Below are 25,448 nucleotides of genomic sequence, written 5' to 3'. Positions count from 1 at the left end.
AACCTGGAAGAAGTCACACACGCCACCAGAGCATTGATGTTTCAAGGAAAAATTGGTCCCGGACACCGTCTGGCCTTGATGGTTAACAGGATCTTAATTTTTCAACTGGAAACACAGAGAAAAAGAAAAGTGCACACAAAAGCGCTCCGCTGTTCGAGACTTGGACCTTTTGCATCCGGAATTTTCTCAGGGGTGCTCAGGAGCACTGCCATGGACTGCCGGATTCTTGAGTTTTCCGCCTCCGACCACGGTGACGGCAGGCCGTGCCATCGGGAATTTGCGATGCGGTCGGCGCCCTGCAACCGGCCTTATCATAAGAACACCCCTCATTCCGGTCTCTGCGTCAGTCCTCGATATCTACATGCGCTTCCGCAAATGCAAGGAACCGATGCGCGTTCGGGCGCTAGGCTGGCCGTGAGACGTTTCGGGCCCAGGACCTGAGACCTGCAGCTTCGGGTTCGGCCCACATCTCACCGAGACATCCCAGCAACCGGAAACCGAGCGGGCGTTTCAAAAACCAGGTCTGAAACCAGATCACCGCCGGACGAATCCCAGGCAGCATCGGGTCAGCTCTTCACGAACAAGGGGTCCGTTTCGGGCTTTGACAAGGACGCAACATCCGCTGTCGGCGACTGCCGCCCTCAACTCCGGCGTCGTGTGTCCGGTTTGTGAATTTTTTATGAAACAATGACTTGGCAGGTGTGAGGCGATTGCAAAACCCGATTATTTTAATTATTCATGAATTATTGACTAGTTGAATCCGGCATCTGGGCGGGGCCAAACGGCGCCGGCAGAGCCGAACAGGTTGGGTGGGCTACTTGATGCGATCGACATGCGACCGTTTCACATGGTCACCCGGGTCTGAGCCGTCGTCCGGGCGTCCTGCGCCTGTCATGGACGTGTAACGGGACGCGGCGGAAAATTTCACCAGGAGAAATATATGATGCTTCGCAATCTACTCGCGGCAACCGCTCTGCTCGCGCTGTCAATGCCGGCTTCCGCCGAATTCGCCTTGGACAGCCGCTACACCGATGCCGATGGCGACCTGATCGCCGACATTCCGACCGATGCGCAAGACCTCAAGGATCCGTCGGTTCTGATCTTCGCCTATACGCCGGTGGAAGACCCGGCCGTCTATGCAGAGGCGTGGAAGGACTTCCTGACTCACATGGAAAAGGTGACCGGCAAGAAGGTCCAGTTCTTCCCGGTCGTTTCCAATGCGGCCCAGATCGAGGCCATGCGCGCCGGGCGTCTCCATGTTGCAGGCTTCAACACCGGTTCGAATCCGCTGGCGGTTGCCTGCGCCGGTTTCCGTCCGTTCACGATGATGGCCAAGGAAGACGGGTCCTTCGGCTACGAGATGGAGATCATCACCTATCCGGGCGCCGGGATCGAAAAGGTCGAGGACATCAAGGGCAAGACGCTTGCCTTCTCCTCCGAAACCTCGAATTCCGGTTTCAAGGCACCGTCGGCGATCCTGAAGGCCGAATATGGCATGGAAGCCGGCAAGGATTTCGAAGCGGCATTCTCCGGCAAGCACGACAACACCATCCTCGGCGTTGCCAACAAGGACTACCCGGCCGGTGCCATCGCCAACTCCGTCCGCAAGCGGATGATTGCCCGCGAAGTGATTTCCGACGATCAGGTGAAGATTATCTACACCTCGCAAACCTTCCCGACCACCGGCTACGGCGTTGCTCACAACCTGACGCCCGACCTTCAGGAAAAGATCAAGGAAGCGTTCGAAACCTTCGAATGGGAAGGTTCCTCCCTCGAAGCCGAATTCTCCAAGTCCGGTGAGGCACAGTTCATCCCCATCACCTTCAAGGACAACTGGGCGGTGATCCGGCAGATCGACGAGGCCAACGGCGTCTCCTACGCCTGCCAGTAACCTTCCTCGAGTTCCCGGGGCACGGACGGCGCAATCCGCCCGTGCCGCCTCTTTCTGGAGCCATCATGCTCGAACTGAATTCCCTTCAAAAGACCTACAGGACGGGAGACAAGGCGCTCAACGACGTGACCCTGTCCGTTCCGGAGGGGCAGATCGTCGGCCTGATCGGCCCTTCCGGGGCCGGCAAGTCCACTCTGATCCGCTGTATCAACCGCCTGGTCGAACCGACGTCCGGATCGATCACCCTGTCCGGACGCCCGATCACCGGCCTGGGACACCGGGAGCTGCGCGCCATGCGTCGGCGGATCGGCATGATCTTCCAGGAGTACGCTCTGGTTGAACGGCTGACGGTGATGGAAAACGTCCTGTCCGGGCGGCTCGGCTATGTCGGCTTCTGGACAAGTTTCACCCGCCGCTACGGCGCCGACGATATCAGCCGGGCCTATCACCTGCTGGACCGGGTCGGGCTGATGGATCACGCGGACAAACGCGCCGACGCCCTGTCGGGCGGGCAACGGCAGAGGGTCGGCATTGCGCGCGCGCTGGCGCAGGAGCCCGAACTGCTGCTGGTGGACGAACCCACGGCCAGTCTCGACCCGAAGACCAGCCGGCAGATCATGCGGCTCCTGACCGGGATCTGTGCGGAGCACGGCCTGCCTGCCATCGTCAACATTCACGATGTGCCGCTGGCACAGCAATTCATGCAGCGGATCGTCGGGCTGCGGGCCGGGCAGATCGTGTTCGACGGCGCCCCCTCGGCGCTGACGGAAGATGTGCTGTCGGAGATTTACGGCGCCGAAGACTGGCATGCCATGCGCCGGGGCGCGGAAGAAGACAGGGCGGCCGAAGCGGACAGCGTTGCACACCTCGAGCGGATCGGCGCATGAACGGATATCCGGCCACCTGGAAACGCCCGCCGCAGATTTTCACCCACCGCGGCTGGCGGATCGGACTTCAGACCGGCTTCGCCGTCTGGCTTGTCCTGGCCCTGGCAACGCTTGATCCGAACTGGGCGCGGATCGTTGAAGGCTGGGAACGCGGCCTGCGCTTTGCCGGCGGCTTTCTGCAGCCCGACTTCACAAGCCGCTGGAGCGACATCTCGAAAGGGCTTGTCGAAAGCCTGACGATGACACTGACCTCCACCGTGGCCGGCATTGTCATCTCCGTGCCCATCGGAGTCGGCGCGGCGCGCAACATCGCGCCGCGTGCGGTTTATCTGGTTTGCCGGTCGATCATCGCCCTGAGCCGGGCGCTTCAGGAAATCATCATCGCGATCTTCTTCGTCGCCATGTTCGGTTTCGGCCCCTTCGCCGGCTTCCTGACCCTGAGCTTCGCGACCATCGGATTTCTGTCCAAGCTGCTCGCCGAGGACATCGAGGACATCGACGAAGCGCAGGCCGAGGCCATTCGCGCGACGGGCGCCTCCTGGCTGCAGATGATCAACTACGCCATCCAGCCGCAGGTCATGCCCCGGCTGATCGGCCTGTCGCTCTACCGGCTCGATATCAATTTCAGGGAAAGTGCCGTGATCGGGATCGTCGGTGCGGGCGGCATCGGCGCCACGCTCAACACCGCGATCGACCGCTACGAGTATGACAGCGCCGGCGCCATCCTGCTGCTCATCATCGCGCTTGTGATGGTCACCGAATACGGCTCCAGCTACCTCCGGAAGTTCCTGCAATGACAGACGCATCTCATCGTGACACCTGGCGCCGCCACACACAGCGCCAGGGACTGACGATCTGGCTCGCCTGGCTGGGGCTGGTGGCGCTCACCGTCTGGTGCTGGCAGATCATGACCCGCGACACGATCTGGTTCTTCGTCACCGACGCCCCAACGCAGGCTGCCGATATCGGCAGCCGCATGTGGCCGCCGCGCCTGTCCTATCTGCCCGAATTGCTCTGGCCGCTGTGGGACACGCTCAACATGGCAACCCTCGGAACGATGCTCGGTATCCTTATGGCCGTTCCGGTGGCGTTTCTGGCGGCGCGCAACACCACGCCCTCCGCACTGGTGCTGCGGCCCGCGGCGCTGTTTGTGATCGTGGCCAGCCGTTCGATCAACTCGCTGATCTGGGCGCTTCTGCTGGTGGCGATCATGGGGCCGGGCCTTCTGGCGGGGGTGATCGCCATCGGTCTGCGCTCGGTCGGCTTCATCGGAAAACTGCTCTACGAGGCCATCGAAGAGGTGGACAGCGTGCCTGTCGAAGCCGTCATCGCCACCGGCGCCGGCCGGGCGCAGGTGCTCGATTACGCCATCGTTCCGCAGGTGCTGCCCGCCTTCTGGGGCATTTCGGTCTTCCGATGGGACATCAACATCCGCGAGAGCGCCATTCTCGGGCTGGTGGGGGCCGGAGGCCTGGGACTGAAGCTGCAATCCTCGCTCAACGTGCTGGCGTGGCCGCAGGTCACCATGATCCTGCTGGTGATCCTGGCGACCGTGGTCGTCTCTGAATGGGTGTCCGCCCGGGTGCGAAAAGCCATCATCTGACATCGGCCCGGATCGCGGTCAGGTCAGGCCTCAGGAGAATTTGGCAAGGAGCCGGACGCTGCTGCATGCCGGCCGATCTCGTCCAGGCGGCCCTGCAGGGAAATCCTGTCCAGGGTGACGAGCGGCAGGGACATGAAGGCCGAAAGGCGGTCCCGGAGCATTGCGAATGCCTGGTGAAATGCATGCGCCTTTTCGGCCTCCGTTCCCTCGACGCAAACGGGATCGGGCACGCCCCAGTGCGCCGTCACCGGTTGCCCCGGCAACGGTGGGCAGTCGACATTCGCCGCGCGGTCGCAAACCGTGAAGACGAAATCCATTTGAAGCGACTTGTCGTGAACGAAGTCGTCTATGGCTTTCGGTCTGAGCGCCGAGGTGTCGAAGCCCTCCGATCGCAGCGTTACAAGCGCCAGAGGGTTCACATCCCCGGCAGGCCGGGTTCCGGCTGAAAAGGCCCGGAAAAGGCCCTTGCCCTCCTGCTGCAGGATGGCTTCGGCGAATATCGAGCGCGCGGAATTTCCCGAGCAGACGAACAGCACATTGAATACGCGATCGGAACCTGTTCCTTCTTGCGGCGGCGCGTCCCTGGGGGTCATCACCGGAGCAAGAACTTCAGGCCGTCCCCGACAGCAATCGTCTACAAGAAACCCCAGAAGGTCGCCCACATTGCGCAGGTCGGCGGTATACAGGATCGAACGTCCTTCGCGCCTGGACTGCACGAGACCGCACCGCGACAGAATCGAGACATAGACGGACAGTGTGCTCGGTTTCAGGGACAGGGCTTCGGCGAGTTCTCCCGCCGGCACCCAGTCGGGAACCCGCCGCACAAGCAGGCGGAAGACCGACAGGCGCCCCTGATGGCCGAGGGCGACCAGGGCCGCAACATAGTCATCTTTTAGATTCGTATTCATTGCCGGGACAATTATCACAGTTTGCGCGACCTGATACAGGGTGCGGCCCATGTGAGCCAATGCCTGAAGATCGCGAAGCCTTCGGGCCTGAACTCATACCTGACGGCGCATTGGCACCGGATACGTCGAAACGCCGTCGGGTGCCACACCGTCAGTTGCTTACGCGCTCGACAGCAGGAGCCTTCCAGTCGCCATCAAGCGCGGCCTTTTTCGGCCAGTAGAGACGCATGATGACCCAGAAGGGGCCCTTGGGCGCGGGCAGCCAGTTCGGTTCCGTGTCCTTTCCGGGAGAGTCATTCTGGAAGTAGAGGGTGACGCCGCCGTCGGCATCCTTGACGAATTGCGACAGCATGGTCGAATTCAGAAGGTAACGGTCGATCGGATTGGCAACGAGCAGGCTCTCCGGCAGTTCATACATCGTAAGGGACCAGAACGCATTCACCGGGGGCAGCTCATCTGCCGGGAAGTGGACGGTATAACGGTTCGCGCCCTCCAGTTTCTGCCCCTTGGCATCAACCGCATAAACCGGATACATCGCCTCCTGTTTCGAATTGCCGTAAATGCCGAGAACCGCGCCGGCCATGCGGTACAGATAGTTGTTCTTCAGGTACGCGCGGGTTCCGAAAAAGTCCCCGGAGGTCGCTTCACCGGTGTCGACCTTGTCTTTCCGGAACGTGTCGAATTCAGTCCAGGCGTCTGCCATGCCCTTCTCGACCGCCGTCTTCAGCTCCGGCGTCAGTGAGGCGGCGCCGAATGTCTTTCCGGGACCGACGCCGATTTTGGCAAAGCGCGCCATCAATTCGACTTCGGACGGGACGGTCGGCGCATAGCCCAGGGCGAAATTCAGAATGTCAAAAAAGGCGGGCGAGGTTTTCTCTTCCTCCGGTGTCAGGGGCTTGAGAAAATCAATCGCCGGGTCCGCGGCTGGCGCCGGCTTGCCGAGAAACGACGAAAGCGTCTGGACCTTGTAGCCCGCCTGTATCTTCTTCACGTTGTCGATATCGGCCGGATTGAACAGCTGGGTCCGATAGATCGCCACACCAAGGTCCGTCTCCGACCGAAAGACCTTGTCCACGCCTTCAGGGGCCTCACCCTTCCATTCAGGTCCCGCAACGACGAACACACCGCCATCGTTGCCGGTGGTCCGCGTCCCGATGTAATCGAAGTTCTGGGTATAGGCATCGATCAGCTGGACGCTGAAATAGCGGTCCTTTTCCATCGCCGGCACCGTCAGCACGATCGGTTCGGCCCGCAGGTCCATGCCCATCCAGGAATAGGGGGTATCGGAGTTCGCCGTCTGCACGGTCGTGTCCGCCGGGGTGAAGACCCGCGCGATGTTTGCAATCCGGTTCCAGGGCGCCTTGAAATCCGGATCGCTCTTGTCGGCGAAATAGACATAGGAAACGCGGTAGTTGTCGACGATCGGGAAGCCGTAGATGTAGGCCTCCTTCGCGATTGCCCGCGCTTCTTCCGGGGTGACATCCTGCGCGTGAGCGGCAGGCGCAAGCATGGCTACTGCCCCCACCACGATAGCGAGCCTGAGTTTCGATAATTTCATTGAAAAATTCCCATTTGAAGAACTCGGTTGCGTTACAAACCAATTTGCCGGCCAACCGTATTGCCGCCGGCTCGTCAGGTTTTGGTGAAAGGCCACGGTAGCGGAGAGGCTTTTCTCCGCCTGCCCTGGATCACCAGGTGGTGCCGCAGCTATTTCCGCGGCAAATCAAATGACTTACGTAGAATGCGCGCCCTTGACAGAAGAGCGTGCCGTCCTGATCCGTCGTTGGCACAAGGACCTTTGCCGAGCACGCGAAAACCACCCGTTGCCAGGACGACCGGGTGTCCAGGAATGAATGCCCACGCTGAGAACCGGGCCATGCAAGGCGCTTTCGTAATCGAACCTGCCGGCGCCCGACCCCAACCAAGTGATATCATTTCCTTGCCGGCGTGGTTGTGATTTTTATTCCGGAACATCTTGACTTGACCCGCCCTGTCCTGCCGCCGTGAAAGCACTAAAGTTTCAGTGGCTGCTCTCTGCGCGTTGGGGCTCGATGCCCGGCCCGAGATTGCCGGCAGTCCCGGAGCATCGGGCGTTCCCAAACCGCGTATGGCAGCGGTCCCGTCTGCGCACTGGCATGTCCGCTTTCACCAGGCCGCGAACCGGAAGGGACCGTGCGGTGGCAGACGCTTCGGGCGGGATGCATCCGGCCGCCCTGGCGGGCGGACGTGGAGTGTCAGGAAATGGTCAGTTCCAGCGCCGGGTGCAGCCGCTGCAGGTTGCGGAGGGACTTCGATTGCCAGGGGATCGACTTCGATCCGAGGACCCGGACGCCGACGTCCGGCTGCTTCCTGATTTCGATGGTGAACTTGGCAAGCAGGTTGATGCCCGAGCTGTTGAGAAACTGCAGGCTGGTCAGGTCCAGGGTGATGAGGTCCGGCTTTGCGGCCAGAATGGCGTTCATGCCTTCCAGGATCGGCGCATAGGCATCGGTGCCGGACAGCCGCATCGTCCCTTCGTAGTGGATGGTCGAACCCTCAGTCCAAACGCGGTAATCGTTCGTGCTGATATCCATTTTGGTGTCTTCCTTCGGAATATTTCAGCGATCAGGAAAGTCGCAAAGACGCGCAGGTTGTCAATTCAACGCCTTCACTTGCATGCTCGGTCGCGAAAGACCAGCCCAATTCGGCTTCGTAATCGCTCATGAGCGTGAGGATGCCAAGCCCCGAACCGGTGGAGTCCGGATTGAGAGCATTTTCTTCAATGCGTTCCAGAAGAAGCTCTCCGGGCTCGCGTTCGAGCAGTTTGATCAGGTGCTTCTGAAAGGTCTCGGCTGTCCCGGCATCGATGCGGTTGGTGATCCGGATTTCGAACTTACCGGCCTCCAGACTGCCGGTCAGGTCGATGTCGCCGCCCTTGCGGAACTTGATGGCGTTCTCCAGGATCTCGTTGATCATGTAGCTGATGCTGTGGCGCGCGTCCACGGCATCGATGCCTTCCCCGCAGGACCGGCTGAAATACTCGCCGATGAAATCGGACGTGACACCGCAGTGGTGCCAGCCCAGTTCCAGTGGCTCCGCCATCAGTCTGAGGGCAACGCGCTTTGCATCGGCGCCGTTCACGGTGGCCGTGTTTCCGTAATCCTTGACCATACCCTACCTATGCTTCAGGACGACAAGCGTGATGTCATCGAAGACCTTGTGTCCGCCGATATGCGACTTCACATCAGTTATGACCGCTTCCGCAATGCCCTTTGCGGATTTGAGCCGGTTTTCATGGGCACTCTGGCTGAGGCGGTCGAGGCCGAACATCTCGCCCCTGTCGTTTTCCGCCTCGGTGATGCCGTCCGTGTGCAGGATGAGAATGTCCTCCGGCCCGAAAGGCAGGACCAGCGTCGCCACGAAGGGCAGGATGTCCTCTTCCAGGCCGACCGGGAAGCCGAGATCCATGGTGTCGATCCGCTCCGTCTCGCCGTTGGCCCGGATGATCAGCACCTCTTCGTGCTGACCCGACAGGGTCACCTTGCCCTCATGGTAGTCGACAAAGGCGAGTGTCAGGTGCTTGTCCGAACGGGTTCTGGCGATGTTCTTGTAGACGGCCCGGTTGAGGACATCGAGGAAGGCGACAGGATCCCGGTCGCCCTTTTCCTGCAGCGCCCGCGCCACCGACTGGACCATCAGCATCAGGACGCCGCTTTCCAGGCCGTGCCCGGTCACATCGCCGATACCGACCTTGATGTGCTCACCGTCGAAGAGAACATCGTAATAATCGCCGCCGACCTCGTCCGCCGGTTCCATGAAGGCGGCAATCTCGATCTGCGGGATGATGTCCAGCTCGCTGCGGCGCGGCAGCACCATTTCCTGGATGCGCCTGGCCACGTCCAGTTCCGCACCCAGCCTGAGGTTTTCGGACTTCAGGCGCGCATTGAGCGCAACGATCTCGCTGTTGGCGTTTTCAAGCTTTTTGGTGCGTTCCTCGACCAGGTTCTCCAGGTTTTCGGTGTGATAGCTGATCTCTTCCGCCATGCGGTTGAAGGCAAGGCCCACTGCCGCGACCTCGTCGCGCGTGGGGATCTCCACCCGCACGGAATAGTCCTTGTTCTGGAGCGCCTTCGCCGCATCGGCCAGCCGCGACAGGCCCTTGGTGATGCGGCCTGAGATGGCATAGACGGCCAGGAAGACCACGACGATACTGAAAAGGAAAGCAATGACCTGATAGTTCAGAATGCGCGTGGTCGCCGCGGAGATATTGTCGGTCGCGTCGATCAGGGACTGGTAGATCTCCCGTTCGGAGACCACAAATCCGAGGGTCATGGTTTCGCCGGTGATGCCCGCTCCGTCCCACAGGTTGGTGGGATTGAGCTGCTTGAGCACGAGAAGATAGGGAACCTCCTCGCCGCCGTGATCGAGGAAGATATGCTCGATCACCGTGTCGCGGGTGGCACCCAGATCAAGCGAGGCGATCGCGGCCTGGCTGCTTTCCGTGAGGTTCCGGTTGACCCCGGTCACGCCCTGGCCGCTGACATCGGTGGACACGAGGCCCAGCGTCTTCTCGCCGATGCTGTTGGTCGCCACGACATTGCCGTCGGACATGGCCAGAAACCCGAAGCCGGTCTCGGAAATTTCCAGGCTTTCCACCAGTGAGGTCAGCTGTTCGAGGGTAATGTCGACCGCGACCATCCCCGCCAGATCCTTGCGGTCGGCGCTCCACAGAGGATGGAAGAAACTGACGATCAGTTCGCCGGTGATCGCATCGACATAGGGCGCCGTGGTGACGATATCGGAGGCAACCGGCCGCGAGGAGGGATCCTCGATCCAGCCCTGCCAGCCTTCGTAGACACCGGGGAAGAAGAAGTCCCAGAAATTGGGGCCTTCGTTGTGTCCGGGATAGAGCAGATCGAAGGTCTGCGCCTGCTCGGAATAGGGGGTCGCCCGCATGATCGAGGCGTCCTTCGGACCGACATAGTAGATCTGCAGCTTCGGGGCGCCGGTGGACATCATGGAGGGGCCGACAAGGCTGAGGAAGGAACTCTTCTTCAGCTCCTCGGCTGCTTTCGGCACCGGCTGCATGTTTTCGTCGAGCAGATAGCCCCAGACGCTGACGGCCGAGGGCACACCGGCCTCGTTCTGGACCCAGCCGCCTTTGGGGTCATAGACCAGTGGCGAAGAGAAGTCCGGACTCTTGCTGACCGTTTCGCCGACCGCCTCCTGGATGTCCGGATGGTCGATCAGGGTCTGCATGGTCGAGGCGAGCGTTGCCAGCTCTGAATGGACCCGATTGATCAGGAGATCGGCACGGAAAGCCGTCGTGTCGATATAGGTCTGGAGATATTCCTCTGTCGCGGTGGTCAGTCCGTCGCCGACCTGTTTTGTGGCGTCCCTGGAAAGCCGCTGGACGTTCCAGATCCCGATCCCGCCAGCAAGCGCGAGGTCGAACAGCACCGCGATCCCCACGACCAGCATGAACTTGGCGCGGAAACTGCGCAGCGAAAAGCGGCCGATCTGCCTTTCGTTCTGCGGTGTTGGTGCCGGTGCCGTCATTGCGGCTTGCGTCCCGAGGCGACCCAGATCGGCCAGCCCGCATATCCCTTGGGATGAAGCGCGGCGAAGATGTGGTCGTCGAAGCCCTTGGCGAAGCGCTCGATAAAGGCCGGATCGTCGCCGCGTTCCTTGGCCATCTTGCCGGCGAAGAGATTTTTCCAGGAGGCGATGATATCGGCGAAGCCCTGGGGATCTCCGTCGGCGCTGGTGACCATGAAGGAGCCGATGGAGACATCCTCGAAGCCGCCTTCAAGCAACAGGCGCCGGCTTTTCGGGCCGATCTCGATATCCATGTCGAAATGATGCCAGAGCCTGGCAACCTCGTTGTAGGTCCACTGGATCGACTCGCCGCGCGGCTCGCCCAGGCAGTGGGAATTCTTCTCGTTGGTGACGTAGACACGGCCGCCCGGCTTGCAGATCCTGAACAGTTCCTTGAGGATCAGCTCGGGACGATCGAATACCTGAAGGGAATGCCGGCAGGTGACGAAATCGAACTGATCGTCTTCCAGCAGCATGTCGGCCGCATCGCCGAACACATAGTCGATGCCCCGGATGCCGAAATCCGCCGCCACCTGGCGGGCGTAATCGAGGCTCGATCTGGAGTGATCGAGGGCGACCAGCCGGTCCGGGCTGAATTCCTTCTGCAGCAGGACCGCGAAATCGCCGATCCCGCAGCAGATGTCCGCAACCTGCATGCCCGGCCTCAGGCCGTGCTTGTGCAGCAGTTCCTTTTCGTGCCGCCAGGTCAGTTTCGTCTGGGTGCGCAGGACGTGGATGAACTCGCTGTCCTCGACAAAGGACTGCCCCGGGTAGAACTCGCTGTCATACTCGCTGACCGTGATCTTGTCGGACATGGTTTCGAGAACCGCGAATTTGCGCGTTGCCCAGCCGACAACACTCGACGTGGTGACCTGAACGTCCAGATCGGCGCGGGCGCGGACCAGATCCAGGATCTTGCAGGCAATGGCCTGGAAGGCGACATTGTTCATGCGCACCAGGCGGCGGACGTTGACATAGAACTTGCCGCTTACCTTGGCGACCGACTGCTCGAGCGCCGAAATGCAGTTGCTGAGTTCCTCCGGCTTCTGCGGACGGAGGCTGCCCTGCAGGGCGAACTCCTGATCGTTTTCGTTATAGGTCCACTGGAACGCCTGGGTGGTGTTTTCCGCAATCATTCGTTTTCGTCCTCAAGCGTGAGTTCGGCGACCAGACACATCCGGTCGTTCCCGACCCGGTCGATGGTGAGCCGGGCGCCGTAGTCGACGCCGAGTTCCAGAAGTCCAAGGCTGGCATCCGGCTGTCCCTCGGTGAACAGCGCCTCCAGGTAAAGCTTTTCCGCATTCTCGCCAGAGAGTTTGTCAATCGCCTCGCGGTAGACCCGAAAGATGTCTTCATCCGCCGGAAAGACCAGCTCGATCCGGTCCAGTCCACCCTGCCGCCGGACGGAGCATTCCAGCTTGCCGGACGCACCGTGCACCCTGAAGACAGTTTCCAGAAGCTCATTGAGGGCGGAGGAATAGAGATTTGAAAACAGGAGAGAATCGAGCCTGTTGTGGCTGACCATCCGGGCCAGATAGGCCGAGAGAAGATCGCAATGGGACCAGTTCGAACAAAAATCCCCTATATCCAGATCCATCTGAAGCATCTGCGGCAATTCCGAGCTCGGCAATGATCCTTCAGAAGGTGCAGGCATTTCTATTCCCCCGTTGGCGTGTTCCATTGCAATCCGGTGCAGCGGGATACGGTTTTACAATAAACCTGGAAATTACGCCGCTGTCATTCGTGTCATCGGTAGATCAAGTCATTCACTATACGGTGCCGCTCGTTGCCAAGAATATAACAACAGCCGACGTTCCTGCCGTTTTTCCGGGATGGCTACCCCGAAGATCCGATTTTCACGCATCGACTTGCCTTTCTTCTCCCTGAGTCGGGTCAGGGTTTCAAGGTCATCATGGAGGGGGGCGGCGCGACGGGATTTCCATCAGCGCCGCTTCCTGCTTCCCGTTTCAGGGCGGGCTGCCCCCGGCATGAAAAGAACGGGACCGCGCCGCCGCGGCCCCGTCCCTTCCTGCCGAAAGATGCAAACCGGCGTCAGCGGCTTGCGATGATGTTGTGCTCGGGACCGAACGGAAATCCGGTGATGTTGTCCGCACCGGTTTCCGTCACGATCAGGATGTCGTGCTCCCGGTAGCCGCCCGCCCCGGCTTCGCCTTGCGGCACCATGATCATCGGCTCCATGGAGACGACCATGCCCGGCTCAAGCACGGTGGCAACATCCTCGCGCAGTTCGACGGAGGCCTCACGGCCGTAGTAGTGGCTGAGCACGCCGAAGGAATGGCCGTAGCCGAAACTGCGGTACTTGAGCAGATCATGGCTGCGGTAGATGTCGTTGAGTTCCGCGGCGATGTCGCAGCATCTCGCACCCGGGCGGATCAGCTTCAGGCCTTCCCGGTGCACATGGCAGTTGATTTCCCACAGCCGCAGATGTTCGTCGGACGCATGGTCGCAGAACAGGGTGCGCTCGAGCGCGGTGTAATAGCCGAAGATCATCGGGAAGCAGTTCAGGCTGAGGATGTCGCCGGACTCGATGCGCTTGTTGGTCACCGGATTATGGGCCCCATCGGTGTTGATGCCCGACTGGAACCAGGTCCAGGTGTCCATCAGCTCCACGAAGGGGAAGGCGCCGGCGATCTCGCGGATCATGGCGTTGGTGGAGGCCATCGCCACCTCATGTTCGGGGACGCCCGCCGCGATGGCATCCACAAGGGCGGCGCCGCCGACATCGCCAATCCTCGCCCCTTCGCGGATGAGCTTGTGCTCCTCCGCGCTCTTGATCGTGCGCTGCGCCATGGCGTCCGCCGCCACATCCACGAACTCGACGCCCGGCAGGGCCGCTTCGAGCTGCCGGAGGAAATCGAGGGAGGCATGATCGAACTCGATGCCGATCCGCTTCACCGAAGGGTTCGGCATCGCCAGCAGCGACTGGACGGCATGGAAATAGTTGTCACGACGCCAGTCGGTATAGATGAGCGCGTCGCCATGGGTCCGGCGCCAGGGCTGGCCGCCGTCAATGCCGGCGGCGATGGTGGTCGCCTTGTCCCGGGTTACCAGGAAGCCGTATTTGCGGCCGAAATAGCAGTAGAGGAAGCCGGAATAATAGCAGATGTTGTGGTAGGAGGTGAACAGACACGCGTCGATCCCCCGGTCCGCCATCAGCTTTCTGAGTCCCGCCTGACGGCGGTCCATCTCGTGCGGAGAAAAGGGCGAGAAAGCCTTTTCTCCGTTGTTCATCTCGTAGATGCGGATCATGTCGTCACTCATCGGATCTCTCCTTTTCTCTTCGGGTCCACGCCCGGTTCGCCTTCGGCCATTGCCGGAATCAGGGCCTGAAACGCAAAACGGGCCGGCTTCCCAAGAGAAGCCGGCCCGCCAGGCCCAAAATCAGATTGTCCTGCTGCCGGGAAGATCCCTCGGATCCTCCACCCGGTGACTGGCGTTCCGCCACCGGCTCCTGCGGAATGCAGCGGGGCCGGTCGCGGCCCCTGCCACCGGGTCAGCCCGGTGACAGCCCCCTCAAACGTTCGGACCGCCGGCGCAGCATCTCGAGCACGGTCAGCAGCACAATGGAGATCGCCACCATCAGCGATGCCACCGCCAGGATGGTCGGCGAGATCTGTTCGCGAAGTCCGGTGAACATCTGCCAGGGCAGGGTCTTCTGACCGGCAGACCCCAGGAAGAGCACCACGACCACTTCGTCGAAGGAGGTGATGAAGGCAAAGAGGGCGCCGGAGACGACGCCCGGAACGATCAGCGGCATCTGCACCTTGAAGAAGGTGGTTACCGGATTCGCACCCAGGCTCGCGGAGGCCCGCACCAGGGAGCGGTCGAAACCGACCAGCGTCGCGGTCACCGTGATGATCACGAAGGGTGTGCCGAGCGCGGCATGGGCCAGTACGACACCCCAGTAGGTGCCCTGCAGACCGATGCGGGAATAGAAGAAATACATGCCGGCGGCCGAAATGATCAGCGGCACGATCATCGGCGAGATCAGCACCGCCATGATGGCCGGCTTGTAGGGCACGTGGGACTGTGACAGGCCAACGGCCGCAAGCGTTCCGAAGGACGTCGCCAGCAACGTCGCGATCGGCGCGATCATCACCGAATTGGTCAGCGCCTGCTGCCAGTCCGGGTTGGTGAAGAAGTCATGATAGTGCTTGAAGGAATAGCCGGCCGGATCCAGCGCCAGCATTTCCTTGGTGAAGGTGAAGAAGTCCTGTGCGTTGAAGCTCAGCGGCAGGATCACCAGGATCGGAAAGATCAGGAAGAAGAAGATCAGTCCGCAGATGACCCGGAAACTGTAGAACCAGATCCGCTGGACAGGGGACGCGTAGGGGGGAAGTGCACTCATGTCGCCGTCTCCTATCCGAGTTTCACGTTATCGATGCCGACGATCTTGTCGTAGACAGTAAAGAGAACCATCACGGCGACGAGGAGCAATGTCCCCAGAGCGGCCGCCAGGCCCCAGTTCAGCGACGACGATATGTGATAGGCGATCCGGTTCGAGATGAAGATGCCCGAGGTGCCGCCCACCAGTTCCGGCGTGATATAGTAGCCGATCGACAGGATGAAGACGAGCACCGCTCCCGCACCGATTCCAGGTACGGATTGCGGGAAATAGACCCGCCAGAATGCGGTCCAGTCATTGGCGCCAAGGCTCTTGGCGGCGCGCACATAGGTCGGAGAGATGGTTTTCATCACCGAATAGAGCGGCAGTATCATGAAGGGCAGCAGGATATGGGTCATCGCGATGATCGTGCCGGTCTGGTTGTTGATCATGACCAGACGATTGGCATCGCTGATGAGGCCGATCCAGACCAGGAAGTCGTTGATCACCCCCTGCTGCTGCAGGAGCACCTTCCACGCGGAGGTGCGCACCAGAAGACTGGTCCAGAAGGGGAGCAGCACCAGAATCATCAGGAGATTGGAACTGCGTAACGGCAGGGAGGCGAGAAGAAACGCGATCGGGTAGCCCAGGACCAGGCAGGACACGGTGATCACGATCGACAGGAACAGGGTTCTTCCGAACAGGAGCATGTAGATCCGCTCGTTATCCGGCTTCATCTCGATGCCGTCAGCCGTTCTCTGCGCGTCGAAGGCACTCAGGAAATAGCCGTCGGTGAACCGCGGCGAGAATTGCCGCAGCACATTCCATGTGGCGAGCTCGCCCCACTTTCTGTCCGCCTCGAGAAACTGTTCCTTGAAGGGGCCTGCCTCGTCCATGCGCTTGATGCGCCGTCCCGTCTTGCGGAACAGGCTGGACATGCCGCCTTCCTCGTAATTCAGACGGGAGCCGAGGCGGGTGTGCGTCTTCTCCTCCACGGCCACGGCAAGGTCCGCGTAGAGGGCGGCATAGACGGCCTCGTCGGGAACCTGTCCCGAATCCGCGTCCCACTCGCGCAGGGCGACCACTGTGCGGGGAAGCGTCTCCTCGACGATGCTGTTTTCAACGGACCGGAAAAGCATGTCCACGATCGGCGCGACAAACGTCAGCAGCACGAAAATGAGCAACGGGGCAATCAGTGCCAGGGACCGCAGTTTTTCCCTGCGCAGGGCCTTGGCCAGCGCCACCTTGAGCGGTTGTCCGTCCTTCGTGGTGAGAACTTCACCGGCTGTGGTATCGCTCATGAATCAAGTCTTTCGCAAATCAATCCCGGCCATCCCCTCGGGCTCGGCCGGCCTTCCGCCACCTGGTGATGTCACGCGGAGCGGGTGAATGAAGCCGGACCGGGCAGCAGCATGGCCGCCCGGTCCAAAGTCCTGAAACGGCTTACTGAGACAGCCACGCCTGGAATTTGGCGTCGATGTCGTCGCGGTAATCCGCCCACCATTCGTAGTTGTACAGGAAGGTGTTCTTGGCATTCTCCGGATCGGTCGGCATGTGCGGAGCCATGTCGATGCCCAGATCAGCATGCTTGCCGACGAGCGGCGCGGACGACTTGCGGGCCGGGCCGTAGGAGATGTATTTCGCCTGATCGGCCAGACGCTGGGTGTCGGTCGCGAATTTCACGAAATCCTTCACACGGGCAAGGCGATCTTCCGGAAGACCTGCCGGAATGATCCAGCCGTCAAGGTCGAACACCTGGGCGTCCCACAGCATCTTGACCGGCTGCTTCTGCTCTTCGATCAGGGAGAACAGACGACCGTTGTAGGTGGAGCCGATCACGACTTCCTTGTCGGCCAGAAGCTGCGGGGTTTCCGCACCGGCAGACCACCACACGACGTTGTCCTTGATGGTGTCGAGCTTCTTGAATGCCCGTTCCAGGCCTTCGTCTGTTTCCAGAACGCTGTAGACTTCATCCTTCGGAACGCCGTCGCACAGGAGAGCCCACTCCATGTTGTTGATCGGACGCTTTTCCAGGGACCGCTTGCCCGGGAAAGTTTCCAGGTCGAAGACGTCGCAAATGTCGTCAGGTTCCTTGCCGCCCCAGTCATCGATGTCCGAACGGTAGCCGAATGTGGTGGAATAGACGATCTGTGGAATGAAGCACTCGGAAACCAGCAGGTCGCCGAAGTCGTCAGCGGCCGAAGTGCCGTCCGGAGCGTCCGCAAGGTCGGTTGCCGGATCGATTTCCAGGGCAAGACCTTCGTCGCACAGACGGATGGCGTCGGATGCGACCACGTCGACCAGATCCCAGGTGACATTGCCGGCTTCGTTCATCGCGCGCAGCTTGGCGACCGCTTCGTTGGACGATTCATCCCAGATCACGTTGATATCCGGATGGTCGGCAACATAGGGGTCCGCGTAGGCTGCCTTCTGGGAAGCCTGATAGGCGCCGCCCCAGGAGACCAGGGTCATGTCTTCCGCGACGGCTGCGCCGCCGGCATAGGCAAGTGCAGTACCTGCGAGAATTACGGTTTTGAGCTTCATGGATTCTAGCTCCCTCTTTTAGGATTATAACGGATGCTCTTCCGTTGTTGTCGCTGACGGCCGAGATCCGGCCGCCGGGCGATTTCAGGCAACCGCGTCGAGCGCCTTGCAGTCGTTCTGAGCCCAGCCCACCTGGACTGTCTCACCGACATTCAGCTTGCGCTTTTCTCCACGGTTGCGAACCTTGACAATAAACTCGTCATTGCCAGCCACGTTCATGCGAACGCGAATATGGTCGCCGAGATAGATGAGTTCCTCGATCCGTCCGTTGACCAGATTGTCCATCGACGTGTTGGTGTCGAATTCGACCCGTTCCGGGCGCAGCGACAGGGTCGTCCTGTCGCCGATAGCCGAGACATTCACCCGATCAGCCTTGAGCTGCGTACCGTCATCGAGCTCAACGAGACATCCGTCTCCCTGGACCCCGATCACCTTGCCGTTCAGCTTGTTGTTCTCGCCGATGAACTGGGCCACGAAGGAATTCTGCGGATCCTCGTAGAGATCGTCCGGTGTCGAAAGCTGCTGAATCACGCCGTCATTGAACACGGCCACGCGGTCGGACATGGTCAGGGCTTCGGTCTGGTCGTGGGTGACATAGACCACCGTCACACCGAGATTCTCGTGAATGTGCTTGATCTCATACTGCATCTGCTCGCGCAGCTGCTTGTCGAGCGCCCCCAGCGGTTCGTCCATCAGCACCAGTTCCGGGTCGAAGACCAGCGCACGGGCAACGGCCACGCGCTGCTGCTGTCCGCCGGACAGTTGCGCCGGACGGCGGTTGCCGAATGCGCCGAGTTCGACCATCTCCAGCGCCCGCTGCACCTTCTGCTGCTGATCGGCCTTGCCGACACCGCGCACCTGAAGCGGAAACGCCAGGTTTTCGGCCACTGTCATGTGCGGAAAGAGAGCATAGTTCTGGAAGACCATCCCGATGCCGCGCTTGTGCGGCGGCACGTTGTTGATCGGCCGGTCGTTGAGAAAGATCTCGCCGTGGGTCGCCGGCTCGAATCCCGCCAGCATCATCAGACAGGTGGTTTTTCCGGATCCCGACGGTCCGAGCATGGTCAGAAATTCGCCAGGCGGGATGTCGAGGTTGAGGTTCTTTACGACAAGGGCTTCCCCGTCATAGCTCTTTTGAACGCCGTCATACTTAACAGCAGCGCCCCGTGTGTTCGCCATTTTGTCCCCAAGTCCGGTTTCATTCATTATTATTAAATGCGCAACCAATAACCCTCAGGTGACGATGATCCCCTTAGAGCTATCGATTGACACGAACCTGCATAGAAAAACAAAAATGCAGCCGCATTGAAAGGGGGCATTGAAAAAAAATGAGATTTTTTTGAGCAGGAGATGATTTAATATTTCGCAGCAGCGGCACTGCCGCAAATTTTTACTCAAGACAAAGGCGCCGGAGAAAAGTATATCTTCCTCCAGAGGAAAGCATCTCCAGATCAACCTGCCTCAGGAAAAAAGCGGCAGAATTGTCCGATCCTGATGCGTCAGCGCCATCAGTTCGCGTTCACCCCTGTGAAGAATTCCTCACAGGCACGGCAAATCACTCGCCGTCCTGAAGAGTATATCTCACAATTTCTTCTTCCAGTTGTCCGCGAACGTCATGAAATACTCCCGAAACGGCAAGTCCCCGGCCCCTGCACGTCTGCCGGTTTCGCCCTGCCGTCGGTGCCTCAAAGAGACGCAGGATCTGGCGAAGGTCCCTGCGAGCGGTATAATCGGGAAAACACCTCTCACAGGACCTGCAACCATGAATGACATCCGCGCGCATGAAGTTTCCGTCCAGGCGCCCGAGCCTGACGATGCCCGGCTCCGTTTCATAGGGCGCATACATACGCCGTGGACCGACAGGAAAGACTGTCCGCACCAGGGCAAATCCGACGGCCCCGAATGCCGGATCGAGATTTTCGAACCCTGGGTCCGGGCGCTCGAAGGCATCGAGACATTCGAATGGATCGAAGTGCTCTACTGGCTCGACAAGTCCCGGCGGGACCTGGTGATCCAGAATCCCGGTCATCGTGACAGACCCATGGGTACCTTCGCCCTGCGCTCTCCCGTGCGCCCGAACCCGATCGGGACGGTGAGTGCCCGGCTGGTTTCGGTGGAGGGCGCCAGCCTGATCGTGCGCGGACTCGATTGCCTGAACGGGACCCCGCTCATCGACCTGAAGCCCGACCGGTGCATGCATTCACCGAAAAGCTGATCCGGAGCAGCCGGACACGGCCTGCGCTTGACAAGCCAGCCGGAGAAATGACAATCCCGGCAAAACCGCTCACCCGAAGCGGCTCCGGGAGAACCACATGCAGCCAGATCCGCGAACCGGCGAGACCGGTCCCAACGATGTCGTGTCCATCGAACGGCACGGCCCGATCGCGCTTGTCGCCCTCGACAATCCGCCGGTGAACGCCGCTTCCCATGCGCTGCGAACCGGTCTGTGGCAGGCTGTCGAGCAGCTGCAGGATGCTCCGGAAATCAGGGCCATCGGACTTTACGGGAAGGGCCGGACCTTCATCGCCGGTGCCGACATCCGCGAATTCGGCAAGCCGCCGCTCGACCCGTGGCTGCCCGACGTCTGCAACTTTCTGGAAAATTCGGCCAAACCCATTGCCTGCATCCTGCACGGCACCACGCTCGGCGGCGGCTTCGAGATCGCGCTGTCCTGTCATGCCCGCGTCGCGCTGAAGGGCACGAAAGCCGGTTTTCCGGAAGTGACGCTCGGGATTCTGCCCGGCGCCGGAGGAACCCAGAGGGCGCCGCGGCTGGCGGGCATGGCGGCGGCGCTCGACATGATCACCAGCGGCCGGCAGATCAGCGCGCAGGACGCGCTGGACCACGGTCTTGTCGACGGCCTGAGCGAAGACGATCCCCGCGAGGCAGCGCTGCAGGCGGCACGGGACATGCTCGACGGCAAACTGCCCGTCCGCAAGACGGGCGCCCTCGAAGTCACCCACGACGAAGCCGCGCTGCAGGCGATGCGGGACAAGCTCGCCAAGGCCCAGCCGCTTCTCTATTCGCCGCACAAATGTGTGGAGGCGGTCGCCGCAAGCAGCCAGCCCATCACCGAAGGGCTCAAGGAGGAGCGCCGGCTCTACAATGCCTGCATGGAAAGCCCGCAGCGGGCGGGGCTGATCCATGCGTTCTTCGCCGAGCGGGCGGTTGCCAAGATCCCGGAAGCGGCCGCCAGGCCCCGGAACATCGCGTCGATCGGCGTGATCGGCGGAGGCACCATGGGGTCCGGCATCGCGACGGCGGCACTTCTGGCCGGGTTTCCGGTCACATTGAGCGAACGGGACCAGGCGGGACTGGATCGCGGCACGGCCGCCATCAGCCGCAATCTGGACGGCGCGGTAAAGCGCGGGAAACTTTCGCCGGAAGGGCGCGAGGCGATCCTCGCCTCGAAACTTGCCACCTCCACCGATCTTGCCGCCCTGTCGCAGGCGGACCTGATCATCGAGGCAGTGTTCGAGGAGATGAACGTCAAGCGCGAGATCTTCGAAACCCTCGACAGGATTGCCAGGCCCGGCGCGATGCTGGCGTCCAACACGTCCTATCTCGACATCAACGAGATCGCGGCCATGACCGGGCGGCCGGAAGATGTCATCGGCCTGCATTTCTTTTCCCCGGCCCATGTGATGCGGCTTCTGGAAGTGGTCGTGGCGGAGAAGACAAGTGCCGAAACGGTCGCGACCGGCTTCGCCCTCGCCAAGGCCCTGAAGAAGACCGCCGTGCGCTCCGGTGTCTGCGACGGCTTCATCGGCAACCGCATCATGACCTTCTACAAGAAGGCAGCCGATTACATGATGATGGACGGCGCCGCGCCGGAAGAGATCGACCGGGCGATGACCGGCTTCGGCTTTGCCATGGGGCCCTATCAGGTCGCCGATCTTGCCGGTCTCGACATCAGCTGGGCGGCCAACAAGCGCCGCGCGGCCACGCGCCCGGCCGAGGAGCGCTACATCCCGATTGCCGACCGGCTATGCGAGAACGGCTGGTTCGGCCGCAAGAGCGGCCAGGGCTTCTATGTCTACGATGAGACGGGCGTGCGCCCCAATCCGGCCGCGCTCGAGATCATCGGCGCGGAACGCGGCAAGGCCGGGATTACGCCACGCGCCTTTACCTCCGACGAGATCGTCAGCCGGTTCATGACCGCCATGATCCTGGAAGCCACCCGCGTGCTGGAAGAAGGCATTGCGCTCCGGCCCATCGATATCGACGCCGTATTCCTCTTCGGCTACGGCTTTCCGCGCTTTCGCGGCGGGCCGATGCATACCGCCGACCTGATCGGTGCCGGGGAACTGGTGCGCCGGATCGAGGCCTATGCGGCCGAAGATAGCTATTATTGGCGCGTCCCGGAGCTGCTTCGCAAGATGTCCGAAACCGGAGAGAGCTTTGCCGAGATGAACGGCAAAAGGTGACCGATCCGGTCCGCAGACTCCGGTTCGCGCCGGGGACTGCCCGGGACTTCAGGTCCTGCCCTGACCCTGCTTCGCAGCTTCCAGCCCGCCGGCCGCGTAGCGCGGCACGGCGGAGGCCAGGCGCAGCCCGATCTCCGGGTTGGAGGCATTTCCGTCGAGCGCGCGCTTCCTGACGCCCTGAAGGATCGCACCCATGCGGAAGAAACAGAAGGCCAGGTAGAAGCCGAAATCCGGAATGCCGGAGAGGCCGGTGCGCGCGCAATAGCCGTCAATGAACGCCTGGTCCTCAGGCAGGCCCAGCGCTGCCCGGTCAATTCCGGCAAGGCCCCGCCCTTCCGCTCCCGGCGGAAGCCGCCATTGCATGATCAGCGCCGCAAGATCCGCAAAGGGGTGACCGATCGTCGACAATTCCCAGTCGAGAACCGCCACACAGGCAGGGCCGTCTTCCGCGAAGAGCAGATTGTCGATGCGGTAGTCGCCATGCACCAGGGTGCGCCTGCCGTCTTCCGCCGGCACATTGGCATCCAGCCAGGAAATCAGCTCGTCCATGGCGGCAATGGTCCCGGTTTCGCTTGCCCGGTACTGTCTGGTCCAGCGGTCGATCTGCCGCCGGTAATAGTTGCCCGCGGGCCCGAAATCCGCAAGGCCGCGCGCCTGCAGGTCGATACCATGAATGGCCGCGAGAACCCGATTCATCTCCTCGTAGATGGCCACGCGCGTGTCAAGGCCGGTTTCCGGCAGGCGCGGGTCGTCGAAACTGCGGCCCGCGACATGCGCCATCACGTAGAAGGCCGAGCCGATGACGGTTTCGTCCTCGCACAGGACATGCATCCGTGCCACCGGAACCTCCGATCCGGCCAGCGCCTTCTGGACCCGGAATTCCCGCTCGACCGCATGGGCGGATTTCAGCAGCACGCCGGGCGGCTTGCGGCGCAGGACATAGTCACCGGAGGCCGCGCGCAGCCGGTAGGTGGGATTGGACTGGCCCCGGTTGAACTTGTCGAGGCGCACCGGCCCCGAAAATCCAGGCAGGTTCCGGCCCAGCCAGTCCGTCAGCGCCCGAAGATCCGGATCCGCCCTGTCCTGCACCATGATCAGCTTCCCGAACCGGCATATTTTCGCAGTTCCGTGCGCGCCACCTGACGGCGGTGCACTGCGTCAGGACCGTCGGCGAAGCGCAGCGTTCTGAGATGCGTCCACATGGCCGCGAGCGGAAAGTCCTGGCTGATGCCGGCGGCACCATGCACCTGCATCGCCTCGTCGACGACTTTCAGGGCCATCAGGGGCGCGACCACCTTGATCTGGCTGATCCAGGGCTGGGCGGCGCGGGTTCCCTGCGTGTCCATGACCCAGGCGGCCTTCAGACACAGCAGGCGCGCCATCTCGATCTCCATGCGCGCATTGGCAATGATGTCGTGATTGGCGCCCAGATCCATCAGCGGTCTGCCGAAGGCCTCCCGGCTCATCGCGCGCCGGCACAGAAGCTCAAGCGCCTTTTCCGCCTGGCCGATGGCGCGCATGCAGTGGTGGATACGGCCCGGTCCGAGGCGTCCCTGCGCCACTTCAAAGCCCCGGCCCTCACCCAGGATCAGATCCTCCTGCGGGACGCGAACACCGGTAAAGCGGATATGCATGTGGCCGTGAGGCGCATCGTCGGCGCCGAAGACATGCATCGGCCGCAGAACCTCGATACCCGGCGCATCCGCCGGCACCAGAAACATGGAATGGCGGCTGTGCTTGTGGGCGCCCGGGTCGGTGCAGGCCATGACGATATGGAGCGCGCAGCGCGGATCGCCGGCCCCCGTCGCCCACCATTTTTCGCCGTTGAGCACCCAGCCGTCGCCGTCGTGTTCGGCCGTCAGGGCAATATTGGTGGCATCGGACGAGGCAACCTCGGGTTCCGTCATCAGATAGGCGGAGCGGATTTCCCCTTCGAGCAGAGGCTTCAGCCAGCGCTCCTTGTGCGCCTGGGTGCCGTAGCGCTCCAGCACTTCCATGTTGCCGGTATCCGGCGCATTGCAGTTGAAGACTTCCGCCGCGATGCCGACCTTGCCCATTTCCTCGGCGAGATAGGCGTATTCGACGGTGGTCAGCCCGTAGCCGCGGTCACTGCCGGTCAGCCAGAAGTTCCACAAGCCGCGCTCCCTGGCCTTCGCCTTCAGTTCCTCCAGGATTTCAAGCTGCCGGTCGGTGAAGCGGAAGCGGTCTGCCGAGGGATGGCGGCCGACCTCAGAATGAAATTCGGCATCCAGCGGCGCGATCTCGGTCTCGACCATATGCCGGACCCTGTCGACAAGCGGGCGCACCCTGTCCGACATGCCAAGATCCATGTTTGCTCCCAAGTCCTTGTCCCCTTCAAAAGTTGTCCCGCTCCGTCGCCTGGCGGCGGGAATCCGGTTTCATTCAGACCGGCACCGGATGCCGGCCTGACGTTCACTCATAGGCTTCCTGGAACAGGTCCGGCCCCGTCTCGACGTTGATACCGCCGCTGAGCGGCAGGATCGCGCCGGTGACATAGGCACCGCCAGGCCCGCACAGAAACTGCATGGCGGCCGCGATGTCCTGCGGCCGGCCGACACGCCCGAGCGGTACCTGCGCGCCGACACGGGAACGGACCTCCTCGTCCGCAGTGGCGAAGGCGGTCATCCTGCTGACGAAGGGGCCCGGAGCCAGCGCGTTGACCGTGATGCGTCTTTGCGCCAGTTCGCTGGCGAGGATCCTGGTCAGATGATGCACGGCGGCCTTGGAGGCCGCGTAGCTGTAGGCCCGGTCGCCATGAGGCGTTTCGCCCATGACCGACCCCACATTGACCACCCGGGCCGGGTCGTCGTCGCTTGCGGCCCGTTCAAGCAGCGGCAACAGGTCCTGGGTCAGCTGGAACAGCCCGGTCACATTCACACGCATCACCCGGTCCCAGGCGGAATAGGGAAACGCGCCGAGCGGCGTGCCCCAGCTGGTACCGGCATTGTTCATCAGAATGTCGAGTCGGTCGCAGCGGTCGCCGACACCGGCAACCAGGGCGGCAATGCCTTGCTCGCTCGCAACATCGCCGCCGAAGCCTTCCGCCTGTCCCCGAAGGCCCAGAGCGTTCAGCTCGTCTGCGGCGGCTTCGCAGGCTTCAGCGTTGCGGCTGGCGATGAGCACCCGCGCGCCCGCCGCCGCAAGACCCTCGGCAGCCATCCGGCCGATGCCCGTCGCGCCACCGGTTACAAGGGCGGTCTTGCCCGAAAGGCTGAACAGGGCAGCCGGGGTCATGCTTTGCGCCG

Annotated in this window: 21 protein-coding genes; 6 read left to right on the top strand and 15 right to left on the bottom strand. The window is 61.7% G+C overall.

Annotated elements, in window-relative coordinates; genetic code table 11:
- Positions 1 to 940: 940 nt before the first annotated feature.
- The 4 genes from phnD (at position 941) to phnE (DCO57_RS08325) (ending at position 4,381) form a co-directional block, all read left to right on the top strand.
- Positions 941 to 1,891 (top strand): phosphate/phosphite/phosphonate ABC transporter substrate-binding protein, encoded by a 951-nt coding sequence (gene phnD, locus DCO57_RS08340; protein WP_205756108.1) that lies wholly within the window; start codon positions 941 to 943, stop codon positions 1,889 to 1,891.
- Between the two features lie 65 nt (positions 1,892 to 1,956).
- The gene (phnC, locus tag DCO57_RS08335; protein ID WP_116698421.1) at positions 1,957 to 2,778 is read left to right on the top strand and encodes a phosphonate ABC transporter ATP-binding protein; all 822 of its coding nucleotides are present in this window, start codon (positions 1,957 to 1,959) and stop codon (positions 2,776 to 2,778) included.
- On the top strand, positions 2,775 to 3,575 hold the full coding sequence (gene phnE, locus DCO57_RS08330) for a phosphonate ABC transporter, permease protein PhnE (protein WP_116698420.1): 801 nt from the start codon (positions 2,775 to 2,777) through the stop codon (positions 3,573 to 3,575). Before phnC ends, phnE (DCO57_RS08330) begins: the two co-directional genes overlap by 4 nt.
- On the top strand, positions 3,572 to 4,381 hold the full coding sequence (gene phnE, locus DCO57_RS08325; protein WP_116698419.1) for a phosphonate ABC transporter, permease protein PhnE: 810 nt from the start codon (positions 3,572 to 3,574) through the stop codon (positions 4,379 to 4,381). Before phnE (DCO57_RS08330) ends, phnE (DCO57_RS08325) begins: the two co-directional genes overlap by 4 nt.
- Positions 4,382 to 4,404: 23 nt before the next feature.
- Here the strand turns inward: phnE (DCO57_RS08325) and DCO57_RS08320 are convergent, their stop codons facing one another.
- The 12 genes from DCO57_RS08320 to DCO57_RS08265 all read right to left on the bottom strand — a co-directional run bounded on the left by DCO57_RS08320 (position 4,405) and on the right by DCO57_RS08265 (position 18,934).
- Positions 4,405 to 5,289: a helix-turn-helix domain-containing protein gene (locus DCO57_RS08320; RefSeq protein ID WP_116698418.1), complete on the bottom strand. Its 885-nt coding sequence runs from the start codon at positions 5,287 to 5,289 to the stop codon at positions 4,405 to 4,407.
- A 151-nt stretch (positions 5,290 to 5,440) separates the two neighbouring features.
- A complete protein-coding gene (locus tag DCO57_RS08315) occupies positions 5,441 to 6,847 on the bottom strand; it encodes a DUF1254 domain-containing protein (protein WP_116698417.1) in 1,407 nt (468 codons plus the stop codon).
- Positions 6,848 to 7,523: 676 nt separating this feature from the next.
- The gene (locus DCO57_RS08310) at positions 7,524 to 7,862 is read right to left on the bottom strand and encodes a hypothetical protein (RefSeq protein ID WP_116698416.1); all 339 of its coding nucleotides are present in this window, start codon (positions 7,860 to 7,862) and stop codon (positions 7,524 to 7,526) included.
- A gap of 31 nt (positions 7,863 to 7,893) precedes the next feature.
- Positions 7,894 to 8,439: an ATP-binding protein gene (locus DCO57_RS08305; protein WP_116698415.1), complete on the bottom strand. Its 546-nt coding sequence runs from the start codon at positions 8,437 to 8,439 to the stop codon at positions 7,894 to 7,896.
- 3 nt (positions 8,440 to 8,442) lie between these two features.
- A complete protein-coding gene (locus tag DCO57_RS08300; protein ID WP_116698414.1) occupies positions 8,443 to 10,827 on the bottom strand; it encodes a SpoIIE family protein phosphatase in 2,385 nt (794 codons plus the stop codon).
- A complete protein-coding gene (locus tag DCO57_RS08295; RefSeq protein ID WP_116698413.1) occupies positions 10,824 to 12,002 on the bottom strand; it encodes a class I SAM-dependent methyltransferase in 1,179 nt (392 codons plus the stop codon). The genes DCO57_RS08300 and DCO57_RS08295 overlap by 4 nt, the downstream gene beginning before the upstream one ends.
- Complete coding sequence (locus tag DCO57_RS08290) at positions 11,999 to 12,463, bottom strand: ubiquinone biosynthesis methyltransferase UbiE (RefSeq protein WP_165814686.1); 465 nt, start codon at positions 12,461 to 12,463, stop codon at positions 11,999 to 12,001. The genes DCO57_RS08295 and DCO57_RS08290 overlap by 4 nt, the downstream gene beginning before the upstream one ends.
- Before the next feature lie 455 nt (positions 12,464 to 12,918).
- Positions 12,919 to 14,148: a M24 family metallopeptidase gene (locus DCO57_RS08285; protein WP_116698411.1), complete on the bottom strand. Its 1,230-nt coding sequence runs from the start codon at positions 14,146 to 14,148 to the stop codon at positions 12,919 to 12,921.
- 232 nt (positions 14,149 to 14,380) lie between these two features.
- A complete protein-coding gene (locus DCO57_RS08280; protein WP_116698410.1) occupies positions 14,381 to 15,235 on the bottom strand; it encodes an ABC transporter permease in 855 nt (284 codons plus the stop codon).
- A gap of 11 nt (positions 15,236 to 15,246) precedes the next feature.
- Complete coding sequence (locus tag DCO57_RS08275; RefSeq protein ID WP_116698409.1) at positions 15,247 to 16,512, bottom strand: ABC transporter permease; 1,266 nt, start codon at positions 16,510 to 16,512, stop codon at positions 15,247 to 15,249.
- A gap of 142 nt (positions 16,513 to 16,654) precedes the next feature.
- Positions 16,655 to 17,755: an extracellular solute-binding protein gene (locus DCO57_RS08270; protein WP_116698408.1), complete on the bottom strand. Its 1,101-nt coding sequence runs from the start codon at positions 17,753 to 17,755 to the stop codon at positions 16,655 to 16,657.
- Between the two features lie 84 nt (positions 17,756 to 17,839).
- The gene (locus DCO57_RS08265; RefSeq protein ID WP_205756107.1) at positions 17,840 to 18,934 is read right to left on the bottom strand and encodes an ABC transporter ATP-binding protein; all 1,095 of its coding nucleotides are present in this window, start codon (positions 18,932 to 18,934) and stop codon (positions 17,840 to 17,842) included.
- Between the two features lie 583 nt (positions 18,935 to 19,517).
- Here DCO57_RS08265 and tsaA point away from each other — a divergent pair.
- Together tsaA and DCO57_RS08250 are read left to right on the top strand one after the other, a co-directional pair.
- A complete protein-coding gene (tsaA, locus tag DCO57_RS08255) occupies positions 19,518 to 19,970 on the top strand; it encodes a tRNA (N6-threonylcarbamoyladenosine(37)-N6)-methyltransferase TrmO (RefSeq protein WP_116698405.1) in 453 nt (150 codons plus the stop codon).
- A 97-nt stretch (positions 19,971 to 20,067) separates the two neighbouring features.
- Positions 20,068 to 22,182 carry a 3-hydroxyacyl-CoA dehydrogenase NAD-binding domain-containing protein gene (locus DCO57_RS08250; protein WP_116698404.1) on the top strand — a complete coding sequence of 705 codons (2,115 nt, stop codon included), beginning with the start codon at positions 20,068 to 20,070 and terminating at the stop codon, positions 22,180 to 22,182.
- Positions 22,183 to 22,230: 48 nt separating this feature from the next.
- On the opposite strand, the gene DCO57_RS08245 is transcribed toward DCO57_RS08250, so the two are convergent.
- The 3 genes from DCO57_RS08245 to DCO57_RS08235 all read right to left on the bottom strand — a co-directional run bounded on the left by DCO57_RS08245 (position 22,231) and on the right by DCO57_RS08235 (position 25,437).
- On the bottom strand, positions 22,231 to 23,274 hold the full coding sequence (locus tag DCO57_RS08245; RefSeq protein WP_116698403.1) for a phosphotransferase family protein: 1,044 nt from the start codon (positions 23,272 to 23,274) through the stop codon (positions 22,231 to 22,233).
- Between the two features lie 2 nt (positions 23,275 to 23,276).
- Positions 23,277 to 24,512 carry an acyl-CoA dehydrogenase family protein gene (locus tag DCO57_RS08240; protein ID WP_116698402.1) on the bottom strand — a complete coding sequence of 412 codons (1,236 nt, stop codon included), beginning with the start codon at positions 24,510 to 24,512 and terminating at the stop codon, positions 23,277 to 23,279.
- A gap of 103 nt (positions 24,513 to 24,615) precedes the next feature.
- Positions 24,616 to 25,437 (bottom strand): SDR family NAD(P)-dependent oxidoreductase, encoded by an 822-nt coding sequence (locus DCO57_RS08235; RefSeq protein ID WP_116698467.1) that lies wholly within the window; start codon positions 25,435 to 25,437, stop codon positions 24,616 to 24,618.
- Positions 25,438 to 25,448: the final 11 nt, after the last annotated feature.

The sequence above is a fragment of the Labrenzia sp. 011 genome (assembly GCF_003075075.1).
Lineage (GTDB): Bacteria > Pseudomonadota > Alphaproteobacteria > Rhizobiales > Stappiaceae > Roseibium.
This window is presented reverse-complemented; position numbering and strand designations above follow the sequence as displayed.

Coding starts and splice junctions, on each gene's coding strand:
- phnD (WP_205756108.1), top strand. CDS start 941: ATGATGCTTCGCAATCTACTCGCGGCAACCGCTCTGCTCGCGCTGTCA.
- phnC (WP_116698421.1), top strand. CDS start 1,957: ATGCTCGAACTGAATTCCCTTCAAAAGACCTACAGGACGGGAGACAAG.
- phnE (WP_116698420.1), top strand. CDS start 2,775: ATGAACGGATATCCGGCCACCTGGAAACGCCCGCCGCAGATTTTCACC.
- phnE (WP_116698419.1), top strand. CDS start 3,572: ATGACAGACGCATCTCATCGTGACACCTGGCGCCGCCACACACAGCGC.
- DCO57_RS08320 (WP_116698418.1), bottom strand. CDS start 5,289: ATGAATACGAATCTAAAAGATGACTATGTTGCGGCCCTGGTCGCCCTC.
- DCO57_RS08315 (WP_116698417.1), bottom strand. CDS start 6,847: ATGAAATTATCGAAACTCAGGCTCGCTATCGTGGTGGGGGCAGTAGCC.
- DCO57_RS08310 (WP_116698416.1), bottom strand. CDS start 7,862: ATGGATATCAGCACGAACGATTACCGCGTTTGGACTGAGGGTTCGACC.
- DCO57_RS08305 (WP_116698415.1), bottom strand. CDS start 8,439: ATGGTCAAGGATTACGGAAACACGGCCACCGTGAACGGCGCCGATGCA.
- DCO57_RS08300 (WP_116698414.1), bottom strand. CDS start 10,827: ATGACGGCACCGGCACCAACACCGCAGAACGAAAGGCAGATCGGCCGC.
- DCO57_RS08295 (WP_116698413.1), bottom strand. CDS start 12,002: ATGATTGCGGAAAACACCACCCAGGCGTTCCAGTGGACCTATAACGAA.
- DCO57_RS08290 (WP_165814686.1), bottom strand. CDS start 12,463: ATGGATCTGGATATAGGGGATTTTTGTTCGAACTGGTCCCATTGCGAT.
- DCO57_RS08285 (WP_116698411.1), bottom strand. CDS start 14,148: ATGAGTGACGACATGATCCGCATCTACGAGATGAACAACGGAGAAAAG.
- DCO57_RS08280 (WP_116698410.1), bottom strand. CDS start 15,235: ATGAGTGCACTTCCCCCCTACGCGTCCCCTGTCCAGCGGATCTGGTTC.
- DCO57_RS08275 (WP_116698409.1), bottom strand. CDS start 16,512: ATGAGCGATACCACAGCCGGTGAAGTTCTCACCACGAAGGACGGACAA.
- DCO57_RS08270 (WP_116698408.1), bottom strand. CDS start 17,755: ATGAAGCTCAAAACCGTAATTCTCGCAGGTACTGCACTTGCCTATGCC.
- DCO57_RS08265 (WP_205756107.1), bottom strand. CDS start 18,934: ATGGCGAACACACGGGGCGCTGCTGTTAAGTATGACGGCGTTCAAAAG.
- tsaA (WP_116698405.1), top strand. CDS start 19,518: ATGAATGACATCCGCGCGCATGAAGTTTCCGTCCAGGCGCCCGAGCCT.
- DCO57_RS08250 (WP_116698404.1), top strand. CDS start 20,068: ATGCAGCCAGATCCGCGAACCGGCGAGACCGGTCCCAACGATGTCGTG.
- DCO57_RS08245 (WP_116698403.1), bottom strand. CDS start 23,274: ATGGTGCAGGACAGGGCGGATCCGGATCTTCGGGCGCTGACGGACTGG.
- DCO57_RS08240 (WP_116698402.1), bottom strand. CDS start 24,512: ATGGATCTTGGCATGTCGGACAGGGTGCGCCCGCTTGTCGACAGGGTC.
- DCO57_RS08235 (WP_116698467.1), bottom strand. CDS start 25,437: ATGACCCCGGCTGCCCTGTTCAGCCTTTCGGGCAAGACCGCCCTTGTA.